The following is an 11,502-nucleotide window of genomic DNA, read 5'->3' as shown; positions in this document are numbered from 1 at the left end:
TGGCCAGTGCACCGTTAAGAAACCCCAACTAATTCAATCGGAACTTCTTGGACAGACTCTAAGAAAATGTCAATCAATGACTTCCCGAGTTGATCGGTACACGACCGGTCACACATAACGAGTGCGGGGTGCCTTCGCACCCAAGGGAATTAGAAAGTTACCTGCCAACTGCCACCGAGCGGTTTAATGTGCCCGGTCGTCCAGATTGACCGGACACAGCACCTCGCGCATGATGCCAATTAATTCAAGCAGTTGGCCGTTGCGAATCCGATAATAGATGCGGTTGGCCTCCTTGCGGGCGACGACGATGTTCTTGTTGCGTAACTGTTCGAGATGCTGCGAGATATTGCTTTGAGAGGTGCCGGTGCGCTCGACGATCTCGCCGACCGACAGTTCGTTGTCTCCCAGCGAACAGAGAATTTTCCAGCGTAGCGGATGCGCCATGGCCTTGAGTGCGTTGGCGGTCAGAGTGGTATTTTCGTCCTCGGACGAGTCTTGGGTCATTGGTTCGATCATCATCCATCCTCCTAGAGAGCTTTGCGCGCGGTTCGGTGCTTTGCCGTTTCCGCGTCCTGTTCAACCCGCACATAGCCGGTCATGTCCTTTGCGATACAGATGATATCGCTGATGTTTCCCGCGCCGTCCTTGACGGCGGTCCGGGAAAAGAGTATCGGGACGCGCCGCCCATCGCTGGCGATCAGGCGCGCCTCGATCTTGCTGAGCGCACCGGTGCGGATCAGTGCCTCCAGCCAGGTTCCCATGAAGGCGCCGGCCGCTTCGTCGCCTTCTTCCTCGAAGACATCGCCGATCGGCATGCCGAGCAGATCCTCGCGACGGTAGCCCAGCATGCGGCAGGCTGCGGGATTCGTCATCTTGATGGTGCCGTCCGACGCCAGCACCAGCAGGGCCTCGCCCATGTGGGTGATGATGTTTTCTAGATACTGGCGGGCCTCGGCCAGTTCCAGGGTCCGTTCCTCGACCTTACGTTCGAGGCTGCGGTTGAGTTCGCGTTCCTTCTCGATCAGCCGAAAATAGGTGCTGATCTTGTTGATGAGCTGATTGTCCTCGATCGGCTTGAGCAGATAATCCGCCGCCCCGACCGCGAACCCGCGTTGCTGAAATTCCTCTGATTTGAAGGCCGCGGTGAGAAAGATGATGGGGATGTCGCGGGAGCGTTTGCGCAATTTCAGCATGGACGCGGTCTGGAAGCCGTCCATCTCGGGCATCTGGACATCCAGGATAATGAGATCGATGTCCGGGTGCTGGTGGGTCAGGTCAATCGCCTCCTGGCCGGAAGAGGCTTCCAGCACCGTAGCGTCCATGTGCGTCTTGATCAGCGTGCGCAGCGTGAAGAGGTTATGCGCATGGTCATCGACGATCAGGAGCTTGAACCCGGCGTAGCGATTCATCCGTTCGTCTCCACGAATTCGCGCCTGGCGGGCGCCTGCTGGTTGGTCGAGTCCGAGCGTGGGTCATCCGGCGATCCCGCGGCCGTGCGTGTGACGAGCGGCGCGCTAGGCGCCTTCGCGACGCACTGGTCCGGGAACACCTCGGCGAGCAACCGACTGAGTTGGTCGGCAGCGATGGGTTTGGAGAGAAAATCGACCGCGCCCACGCCCAGGCAACCCTCGATCTGGCTCTCGGTGCCCGGTTCGCCCAGCACGGCGACCGCCGGATGCGGGCCTTGTGTGCGTTGCAACAGACTCTGGATCGTATCACAGGTGCTGGCGGCGGACATCTGGGCGGCGAGCAGCACCAGTTCGCAGCCTTCGCCTTCTTCCTGCAGGGTCTCCAATGCTTCGTCGAGATCGGCGGCGGTCTGGACCCGCAGACCGCGCCGCGTGAGATCGGAGGCGAGTTGAATCAGCGTTTTGACGTCGCGTTCGATGATCAGCACCCAGGGGTCGCCGGGGAGGATGCCGGATTCCGCGACGATCTCGGCGCGCGGCTCGAAGATCACCTCATCGGCGGTCGCCGACGGCGGTTCGCCGTGGGTCAGGACGGGCTCGGGCGCCTGTCCGTTGGCGGCCGAGAGCGGCAGCAGCAGCGAAAAGCGGGCGCCGGCGCCGGGCGCGCTTTCCACGTCGATGCGTCCGCCAAGCAGGGCGGCCAGCTCGCGGCTGATGGAGAGCCCGAGTCCGGTGCCGCCGTAGCGGCGTCGGGTGGAGCCGTCGGCCTGCTGAAATGCTTCGAAGATGATGGACTGTTTGTCCTGGGGAATGCCGATGCCGGTGTCCACCACGCTGATCGCCACCGGCCGCCGCGCGTCCGCGCGTGCCTCGACCATGACCACCACCTGACCGCGATCGGTGAATTTGACCGCGTTCGAGAGAAAATTCTTGAGGATCTGCCGGAGTTTGTCGCGGTCGGTATAGAGACGCGACACGGCGCGCGGGTCGATCGTCAGGGTCAGTTCGACCGGCTTACCGGTCAGCAGGGGGGCGACCAATTCGATCAGTTCCGCCAGCATGGGCCGCAGCTCGACCCAGTCCAGGGCCACCTTGACATGCCCCGCCTCGATCTGGGAGATGTCGAGAATGTTGTCGATCATGGTGCGCAGATCGCGCCCCGCCTCGTGGATCACCTGGGCCTGGCGGCGCTGGCCGGCATTCAGTCCGCCGGTCTCGGCGGCCAGCATCTTGGAGAGCAGCAGGATCGAATTCAGCGGGGTCCGCAGTTCATGGCTGACGTTGGTCAGGAACTGCGATTTGTAGCGGTTGGATTTTTCCAGCTCGCGCGCATGGGCCTGGGCCGTGCGCAGATGTTCGGCGTGGGTTTCCGCCAGGGTGGTGAGTTGTTCGCCCAGTTCGTGAATCTCGCGCGGTCCGCTCCAACTGAAACGCAGCGGACGGCCGTCGCGCAGGATATGGCCGATGCCCCCGGTGAGTTCTGTGCCGAAGTGCTCGGCGCGCCTGGCGATCCAGCGCGCCAGCACCAGGACAGCGACCACCAGCAGGAAGATGATCGAGAGCACCCGGATCATCAGCTCGTTCCGGAAGGCGTCGATGGGCGAGGGATCGACCTCCCGCCCGACCCAGAGCGGCCGTCCGTCCTCGGTCAGGAACATGGGCAGCCAGAGCATCTGGCGACCCTGCGAACCTTTCCAGAGCGCGAGCTTGCCGTCGGCGAAAATGTTCGCCAGTCCGGGAAAGGTCTCGAACGCCTCCGGTTGTCCGCTGGCGGGCTGGTTGGGGCGCAGATAACTGCCGTCCTGGTTGACCCAGAGGGTGTCCCGGTAAAACTGGGCCAATCCGCCCACATCGAGGGTCAGCGTGACCGCGCCGCGCGCGTCCTTGGCCTTCGCGCCGCCGATCGGACTGACCAGATTCAGGGTCATGAGCTGGCGCGGGTCGTCCGCGCCGGCCGCCGGGTCGATGCGGATGCGACTGACGAGCACGCCGCCGGGCTGAAGTTCCAGCCCGGCGGCGAGAAATTGCCGGTTCGGTGCCTGGGGCGTCTTGGCGGTCGGGCGCCATTCCTGAGTTCGGGAGTCGCGCACCAACCAGAAACGCTCCTGCGCGTCGTCGCCGACGAAGAGAATCTGGATGACGTCGCGCTGATCGGCAAAGATTTGATTGATCCAGGTGGTGTAACGCGCGCGCGAGAGGTCGATCTGATCCGCGTCGCCCTGCTCGCCCAGGATCAGCCCCGGCTCGGGCAGCTTGGAGAGCAGCCGGATCATTTCATGTCGACTGGCCAGATGCTGGTCCAGGTCGCGGAAATCGGCACGCAGATTCTGGAGATAGGCCCGTTGATAAAATAGCGTGGTGCGGTCGAGCACCAGCGGCAGATTGATCAGGAGCGCCAGAATCAGCGGCGTCAGACCGAAGACGAGCAGGAAGAGCAGGATGTAGGCGCGCAGCTTCACGCGTTGGGGTGGCTCGACGCATGGCGAGGCGCGCTATCCATCCGACAAGGCCCGGGCGAGTTGGAGGATCTCGGCGGCATGCCCCTTGGGCTTGACATCGTAGAGCGCATGACGGATCAGGCCCTGTTTGTCGACGATGAAGGTCGAGCGCACGATGCCCATGCGCTTTTCGCCGTGGGCTTCTTTTTCGCGCCAGACCCCATAGGCTTCGCACGCCTCGCCATCGGTGTCGGAGAGCAGATGCACGGTCAGCCCGTATTGGTCCCGGAAGGCGCCGTGACTGGTACAGGAATCGCGGCTGATTCCGATGACCTCGGTCTCGGCCTGGTCGAATTCCGTTTGCAGATCCGTGAATTCCAGCGCCTCCATGGTGCAGCCAGGGGTATCGTCCTTAGGATAAAAATAGAGGACGGCGTGTCGGCGGCCGATCAGATCCTCAAGGTTGACCCGCTCCATATCCGCATTGGGTAATGCGAAGAGAGGGGCCTGGTCGCCTGCGTGCAGCATCGTCGAATGCTCCGGTGGTAAGGGTGGTCGAACGCGAATGTAGGCACCCCTGGCCTGGCCGTCAACTCCCTTGGCGTTGGCCTCGGCGTTCGCGCCCATGTCGATGGCGGGCAGTTTCACCGTCGCGATGGTTCCGCCGCCGCGACGCACGCCCAAACGCAACTCCATTTGGTTGGCCAGCGCCAACTGATGCGCGACCGCCAGACCCAATCCGCTGCCGCCGGTCTGGCGATTCCGCGAGGCTTCCAGGCGGTAATAGGGCATGAGCACCGCGTCACGCTCGGCGTCCGGAATCCCGGGGCCGCGGTCCAGAACGAAGATCGTGGGTTGGGGCGTTTGGCAGTCCAGAAAGACTTCCACCCGTTCATGGCTGTAGCGGAGCGCATTTTCAAGCAGATTGCCAAGGATGCGCCGCAAGGCCAGCGCGTCCACATGATAGGGACAGCCGGGGCCGCGCTGCCAGACGATGCGGGGTCGGCCGACGACCAGATCCTCGATCAGCGCGGCCAGGTCGACATCCTCGCGTCGTCCGGCCCCGAGGCTTTTGCCGAATTCGATGGTCTGGGTAATGAGTGCGTTCATCTCCTCGATGTCGCGCTCCATGCGGGCAATCAGTGTCTGCGCGACCCCGGCGGGCAGCATCTCGACCGCCAGTCGCAGGCGCGTCAGAGGGGTGCGCAGATCGTGCGAGACCCCGGTCAGGAGCAGGGTGCGATTGGCCAGCAGTTCGCGGATCTGACGGCTGGTTTCGTTGAACTGACGGGCTAGATTCGCCAGTTCCGCAGGGCCCGTCTCCGGCAGCGCATGGGGCGAAAATCCCTGCGCGACCTGTTCGGCGGCCTTGGAGAGCCGTTGCAGCGGCTGGGTGATGCGTCCCGCCAGGATCGCCGCCGTGCCGAGGATCAGGAGGACCGCGGCGCCAAAGACGATCGTCAGCGCCTGCAATGGGCGGGTGCCCAGGCGGCTGCGCGGGAAGCCGGTCCAGAGCGTGCCGTCGTCCACGTCCAGCGCCACCCAGAACCAGCGTTCTCCGTTGGCGACGCTGGTGACGACCTCGATCGGTCGACCGATGCGGTCTGCAAGTGCTCGCTTGAACTGACTCAGATAGGGAAAGAAATAGCGCGTTTGGTCCGCGAGGGGGCGTTCCTCGGCGAGCCGGATCTGGTATTCGCGGGCGAGGCGCGTGCGGTAATCCTCCTGCAGGTTCGGCGGGAGCTGTTGTAAGGTTCTGGCTGACAGCACCATGATGCTGGCCAGATCGGCGGCGGAACGCTGGGCGACGGGGGTCAATGCGTAAAAGACGATCGCGCCAAAGGTCACCAGCGCGAACAGCCCGAAGGTCAGGATCAGCGTGAGCAGCGCGCGCCCGAAGAGCGTCGCCGGGACGAGCCGTCCCCGCCGGATCATGCGTCTCCCATCGGCGTAAACATATAGCCCTTGCCCCAGATGGTGCGGATGTAGCGCGGTTGTTTGATCTCGGGTTCGATCTTGGCCCGCAACCGGGCAATTTGCACATCGATGCTGCGGTCGAAAGGCGCCCGTTCGTTACCTTTCAACAGATCCAATAACCGATCGCGGCTCAACACCCGGTCCGGATGTTCGGCGAGAACCAGCAACAAATCGAACTCGCCGCTGGTCAGGCTGACCGGCTGATGGTGGCAAAGCAGTTCATGCTGGAGCGGATCGAGCCGGTAGGGGCCAAAGTGGGTGATGCCGTCTCTTTCCGGGCCTTCCTCTGGCGCGCTCGGTCCGCGGCGGCGCATGACGGCGCGGATGCGCGCCAGCAACTCCCGAGGATTGAATGGCTTGGCCAGATAGTCGTCGGCGCCAACCTCCAGGCCGACAATCCGATCCACGTCATCCCCGCGCGCCGACAGCATGATGATCGGCAGATCGGCCTGGGTGCGCAGACGCCGGGCGATCGCCAGCCCGTCCTCGCCGGGCAGCATCAAGTCCAGAATGATCAGGTCCGTCTCGTGCTCGGCCAGCCAGGCGTCCATGGCGCGACCATCCTCGGCACCGCCAACGCTGAAGCCTTCGCGGGCCAGATAATCGGTCAACAGGGCGCGCAAGCCGGCGTCATCGTCGACGACCAGGATTCGCATCGGGTGTTCAGGCATGTCGAAACAGCGCTCCGCACAGGCGATAAACCGCGTCTGCTTCGGCGGTCATGAGTTTTTGTCAGCCCAGACAAGCGTTCGAGACGACGCGGATCGCGCTGGGTGGGGTTTAGGTTGGACCGAAACAATTTGATACAATATTAGCAGATACCGAAATACTCTGTTAATACCGATCCGATAAGCTTAATCAAGATTTCATGCCTGCAGGCCGTAACCTTTGACCAAACTGCTGGGAAGGTTCTGGCGCTCGGTAGGTCATGGAGCTTTTTTTATAACCCATTGACTCTGGAGACGAACGCATGAGCTTCGACGCACTGACAATCACCGGTATCTCGGTGGCCATCCTTTGTGGTGGCTTTCTGGTCGCATTAGTGAACCGCAACGGTGGAGCCCGCTCTTCCAGGCGCTAACCCGGCGCTCGATACGCCGGCTAACCTCATGACAGTGCGGCCGATTCGGCGCACTTAACGCCATCCTTCGGTTGAAACATCCGGAGCATGCCCACGGGAGCGGGGTCACCTCTGCCGTGCCGCGTCGTTCGGCCAAACCGGGCGCGGATTGAAACAACGCCATCCTTTTTCGGCAGCAAGCCAATTGGGTCGCCGCGGCAGCCACACACCCTGCCGTTGCGGCCATTTTTTAGATCCGCCGCGACGCCTGCCCCGTCCTTCATCGATTCATGCTCCATCGCTTGCCAGCACGGCAAGCTCGGTTGAGGGAGGCGCCATGCCTGCCATGCCGGATGCGGTTTGGCGTTTGACAGTGGCCGGTCAGGTTTCTAGGATCGAGCGACTTTTCACGTTTCTCGTTCCTCCCATGCCAAAACTCTCCCCCCTGTACTGGTTGGCGTTCGCGGCCTTCCTGTTTTTCTACGGCTTTACGGTCTTCGCCCTGACCCGCGATTACTATTTACGTCACCCCACGCGCCCGGTCGCGGCCCAAAGCCCGTCCAGCCCCGCTGCAACCCCCGGCGCGCGCTCGCAAGTCGGCGGCAGCGCCATTCCGGCGTCGATCGCCGAGACCAGCCCTGCGCTTCTGCACCAGCAGGCGGATCGGCTGTTCGTCGAACAGCGTTACGCGGAGGCCGTGGCGGTGTATCGGCGGATCCTCGAATTGAGTCCCCAGGACGCGGAGGCCCACAACGATCTCGGTCTGGCTCTCCTATACACCGGCGATCAAGCGGGCGCAATCGCGAGTTTGAGGGCGGCGGTGACCAAGGATCCCACGCTGCAGCGGCCCTGGCTGACGTTCGGGTTTGTCAATCTGCAAACCGGCAACCGGGCCGAGGCACAAGAGGCGCTGGAGCGTGCCCGCGACCTCGATCCCAACAGCGAGATCGGGAAGGAGGCCGTGCGGCTCCTGGAGATTCTGGCCACGCAGTGATGCAGAGCCGCCGATCGGTCAAGCGCGGTCTGTCGCTCGCTGCGCGAGCGCGACCGTGTAATGCGCCCCCTGTTTGAGCTTGTCGTAATTGCCGAAGACCTCGGTCAGGTTGCGTTTCATGTACTGGCGCAGCCCGTTGATGGTGACGAGATAGAGTCGCCCGCCGGGCCGCAGTCGGGCCTGGGCGTCATGGAGCAGGATCGCCAGCAACTCCTTGCCGACCTTGGCCGGGACGTTGCTCGCGATCAGATCGAACTCCCGCCCCGGCGCGATCTGGTCGAAGCCGTTGCTGAGCTGGGCCTCGGCATTGCCGATTCCGTTGAGCCGGACGTTGCGCTGGGCGTAATCGACCGCGACGAAATCCTTGTCGACCATCAGGGTGCGACCCTGGGGCGCCAGGGTGGCTAGGGCCAGACCGATCGGACCATAGCCGCAGCCGAGATCCAGACAGTCGTCGCTGGGTTCGACGTGTAGATGACTCAGCAGCAGCCGCGTCCCTTCATCGAGTTCGCGGGGCGAAAACAGCCCCCAGGTACTCTGAAGCGTCAGGGTGCGTCCGCCCAGTTCGGCGCTGAATTGAATGTCCCGGCGCAGGCCGGCGAGTTGTTCGGAGGTGAGCATGGTTGAGGGGTGCTTGCGAGACGTCTTGAGTTAGGTTGGGACCGCCGTATGAGCCGACGAAGTCTGGGGTTTGAGGCGAGATCGATCGGTTACACTGGCGGTTCGTCGCGCACCGAAGAGAATCCTCGCGTACAGCATGTCCGATCCGGCCGGCACGCTCAACATTCAGTTGGAACGGACCTCGCGGGGTCTGACCTGTCGGATCGCCTCGACCCGACCGGTCACGGCGGCGGATCGGTTCGCCGGTCGCGCGCCCGCGGCGACCGCCGCCCTCTTGCCCCTGCTGTACTCCATTTGCGCCAAGGCCCAGGCGTTTGCCTGTGTCGCGTCGCTGGAGGGGGCCTGCGGTCTGCTTCCCGCGCCAGCGGTCGTGGCGCGCCGCCAGCGAATGGTGTCGGTCGAGACCATCCGCGAACATCTGTGGCGCATCCTGCTCGATTGGCCGCGCTTGCTGGGTGAGGCACCGGATCGCGCGACCATGGCGAAGATTCTCTCCCTGGTCAAGGATCTGTTCCGGCTGTCCGATCCAGAGGGCGATCTGTTTCGCCCCGGCGCCAGTTCTGCCGCCCTGGATCGGCGCGGCGCGGCGCGCGTGCTGGCCGACCTCGACGACCTGCTCGCGCGGCAGGTGTTCGGAGCGCACCCCGCCCGCTGGCTGGACGAGGTGCACGATGGCGGGGGTTTCGACCGCTGGCTGGAGACGGTCGACACCTGCGCGGCCCGATTGCTGCGCGGGCTGATCGACGCCGACGAAGCGGCGCTCGGTCAGGCGGACGTGACCGGCTTGCCGGAACTCCGGGACGCGGATCTGATCGCCCTGATCGACGCTCCCGAGGGCGCGGATTTTCTCGCCCGTCCCACCTGGGAGGGCGGCGCTCGGGAGACCAGCCCCTTTACCCGTCGCGCCGGTTGCGGGCTGATTCGGGATCTGACCGACCGCCATGGTCGCGGGCTGCTGTCGCGTCTGGCGGCGCAACTTCTGGAAGTCGCGCTGCTGCTCGCGGAGGCCCGCCGTGAACTGGCGACTGAGACACCTGAGCCGATCCTCCCGCCCGCACCGATGATGGCGGCGGCGGGGATCGGAATCGGCCGTGCCGACGCGGCCCGCGGGCTCCTGGTGCATCTGGCGCGAGTGGAGCGGGAGCGGGTGACGTCGTACCGCATCCTGGCGCCGACGGAATGGAATTTTCATCCGCGGGGCATCCTGGCGCTCAGTCTCGCGGCCTTGCCGGATGCCGCGGACGACGTCTTGAGACGGCAGGCCGAACTCCTGATCATGGCCACCGATCCCTGCGTCGCGTTCGCTCTGGCGCTGTCCGGACCCCGTGCCTGACGCGGAAGAATGGCGCAATCGGGGTCGGGTTTCGCGCGGATCGCCCGCACCTCTTTAGGCGATTTCCGGGAACGTCTCTACCAGAATCAATGCTCAAATGGACAGGATTCACAGGATTTTTCAAGATTGACAGGATTAAAAACAATGGCTTCTATCCTGTTCATCCTGCGAAATCGTGTTAATCCTGTCCATTAACAGCTTCTCTGTGGTCGATTGTTTTCAGGAAATCACCTTCACACTCTACCGCTCAATCCATTCCGAGGTTTGTCCCATGTGCCTAGCCATTCCAGCCAGAATTACCCAGATCGACGCGGTAGGGGAGAACGCGCTGGTCGCCATCGGCGCCGTCACCAAGGAAATTTCGCTGGCCTTGATCGATGACGCGGCCATCGGCGATTACGTATTGGTGCATGTAGGCTATGCCCTGAACAAACTCAGCGAGGAGGAGGCGGAATACACCCTGAAGCTGCTTGAGGAGATCGGCCTGTTCGATGAGATGCAGGACGCAGCAACCCTGGCGAGCGAGCCTCCCACGGGGCATCAGGCATGAAATACATCGACGAATTCCGCGACCCTGGATTGGCGCGCCGACTGGCGTCCGCCATCGCCGCCGAGGCCGATCCCTCCCGCGAGTATCGGCTGATGGAGTTCTGTGGCGGACACACGCACGCCATCTTCCGCTATGGCGTCCAGCACCTGATGCCGCCCAACTTGCGCTTCATCCATGGGCCTGGCTGTCCGGTCTGCGTGCTGCCGATGAGTCGCATCGACCATGCCATCGCGCTGGCGGTCCAGCATGGCGTGATCCTCTGCACCTATGGCGATCTGATGCGCGTCCCGGCCAGCGAGCGCCGGAGTCTGCTCAAGACCAAGGCGGAGGGCGCGGACATCCGCATGGTCTATTCCACCCAGGATGTCCTGCGCATCGCGCGCGACAACCCGACGCGCCAGGTCGTCTTTTTCGCGATCGGCTTCGAGACCACCACGCCGCCGACCGCGGTCGCCATCAAGGTCGCGCGGGCCGAGGGGCTCCGGAATTTCTCGGTCTTCTGCAATCACGTCCTCACCCCTTCGGCGCTGCGCACCATCCTGGCCACGGCCGGCCCGGATGGGGTGCAACTCGATGGCATCCTGGGTCCGTCTCATGTCAGTACCCTGATCGGCAGCCGACCCTATGAATTCGTGCCTCGCGAATACGGTCTGCCGGTGGTGATTGCCGGCTTCGAGCCGCTGGATGTCATGCAGTCGGCCTTGATGCTGGTGCGTCAGCTCAACAGCGGCCGCCGCGAGGTGGAAAACCAATACACCCGCGCAGTCTCCGCGGAAGGAAACCGGAAAGCGCAGGCGCTGATGGCGGAGGTCTTCAAGACGCGCGAGCGCTTTGAATGGCGCGGGCTCGGTTTTCTGCCCCAGAGCGCGCTGGAACTAGCCGACGACTATGCCGATCTGGACGCGGAACGGCGCTTTCCGGTCACGCTCGGCGAATCCCGCGAGGTCAAGGGTTGCGAATGTCCCGCCATCCTGCGCGGCGTCAAGCAGCCCACCGACTGCAAACTCTTCGGCACGGTCTGCATTCCGGACAATCCCATGGGTTCCTGCATGGTCTCGTCCGAAGGCGCCTGCGCGGCCTACTGGAGCTACGGGCGGTTCAGGGAAGCGCCGGCGTCGCG

Annotated in this window: 10 protein-coding genes; 4 read left to right on the top strand and 6 right to left on the bottom strand. The window is 63.6% G+C overall.

Annotation, left to right across the window (positions count from 1 at the left end; genetic code table 11):
- Positions 1-183 precede the first annotated feature (183 nt).
- Genes QZY07_RS21630 through QZY07_RS21610 form a run of 5 tightly spaced genes read right to left on the bottom strand, consistent with a single transcriptional unit; the run spans position 184 to position 6,495 of the window.
- Positions 184-519, bottom strand: a complete 336-nt coding sequence (locus tag QZY07_RS21630; RefSeq protein ID WP_295407287.1) for a metalloregulator ArsR/SmtB family transcription factor — start codon at positions 517-519, stop codon at positions 184-186.
- An 8-nt stretch (positions 520-527) separates the two neighbouring features.
- Positions 528-1,409 carry a response regulator gene (locus tag QZY07_RS21625; RefSeq protein ID WP_295407284.1) on the bottom strand — a complete coding sequence of 294 codons (882 nt, stop codon included), beginning with the start codon at positions 1,407-1,409 and terminating at the stop codon, positions 528-530.
- Positions 1,406-3,868, bottom strand: coding sequence for an ATP-binding protein (locus tag QZY07_RS21620; protein ID WP_295407282.1), 2,463 nt, complete (start codon positions 3,866-3,868; stop codon positions 1,406-1,408). Before QZY07_RS21620 ends, QZY07_RS21625 begins: the two co-directional genes overlap by 4 nt.
- 33 nt (positions 3,869-3,901) lie before the next feature.
- Entirely contained in the window at positions 3,902-5,782 is a 1,881-nt protein-coding gene (locus QZY07_RS21615) for a redoxin domain-containing protein (protein WP_295407279.1), read from the bottom strand.
- On the bottom strand, positions 5,779-6,495 hold the full coding sequence (locus tag QZY07_RS21610; RefSeq protein WP_295407277.1) for a response regulator: 717 nt from the start codon (positions 6,493-6,495) through the stop codon (positions 5,779-5,781). The genes QZY07_RS21615 and QZY07_RS21610 overlap by 4 nt, the downstream gene beginning before the upstream one ends.
- An 816-nt stretch (positions 6,496-7,311) precedes the next feature.
- Here QZY07_RS21610 and QZY07_RS21605 point away from each other — a divergent pair.
- A complete protein-coding gene (locus QZY07_RS21605; RefSeq protein ID WP_295407274.1) occupies positions 7,312-7,878 on the top strand; it encodes a tetratricopeptide repeat protein in 567 nt (188 codons plus the stop codon).
- An 18-nt stretch (positions 7,879-7,896) separates the two neighbouring features.
- On the opposite strand, the gene QZY07_RS21600 is transcribed toward QZY07_RS21605, so the two are convergent.
- Positions 7,897-8,499, bottom strand: a complete 603-nt coding sequence (locus QZY07_RS21600; RefSeq protein ID WP_295407270.1) for a methyltransferase — start codon at positions 8,497-8,499, stop codon at positions 7,897-7,899.
- Positions 8,500-8,635: 136 nt separating this feature from the next.
- Here QZY07_RS21600 and QZY07_RS21595 point away from each other — a divergent pair, with 136 nt between their 5' ends.
- The 3 genes from QZY07_RS21595 to hypD form a co-directional block, all read left to right on the top strand.
- Complete coding sequence (locus tag QZY07_RS21595; RefSeq protein ID WP_295407267.1) at positions 8,636-9,832, top strand: nickel-dependent hydrogenase large subunit; 1,197 nt, start codon at positions 8,636-8,638, stop codon at positions 9,830-9,832.
- A gap of 271 nt (positions 9,833-10,103) precedes the next feature.
- Entirely contained in the window at positions 10,104-10,382 is a 279-nt protein-coding gene (locus QZY07_RS21590) for a HypC/HybG/HupF family hydrogenase formation chaperone (RefSeq protein ID WP_295407264.1), read from the top strand.
- Positions 10,379-11,502 (top strand): hydrogenase formation protein HypD (hypD, locus tag QZY07_RS21585; protein ID WP_295407261.1); only part of this gene is annotated, 1,124 nt, incomplete at its 3' end. The genes QZY07_RS21590 and hypD, both read left to right, overlap by 4 nt.

Source organism: uncultured Thiocystis sp. (assembly GCF_903866365.1).
GTDB lineage: Bacteria > Pseudomonadota > Gammaproteobacteria > Chromatiales > Chromatiaceae > Chromatium.
This window is presented reverse-complemented; position numbering and strand designations above follow the sequence as displayed.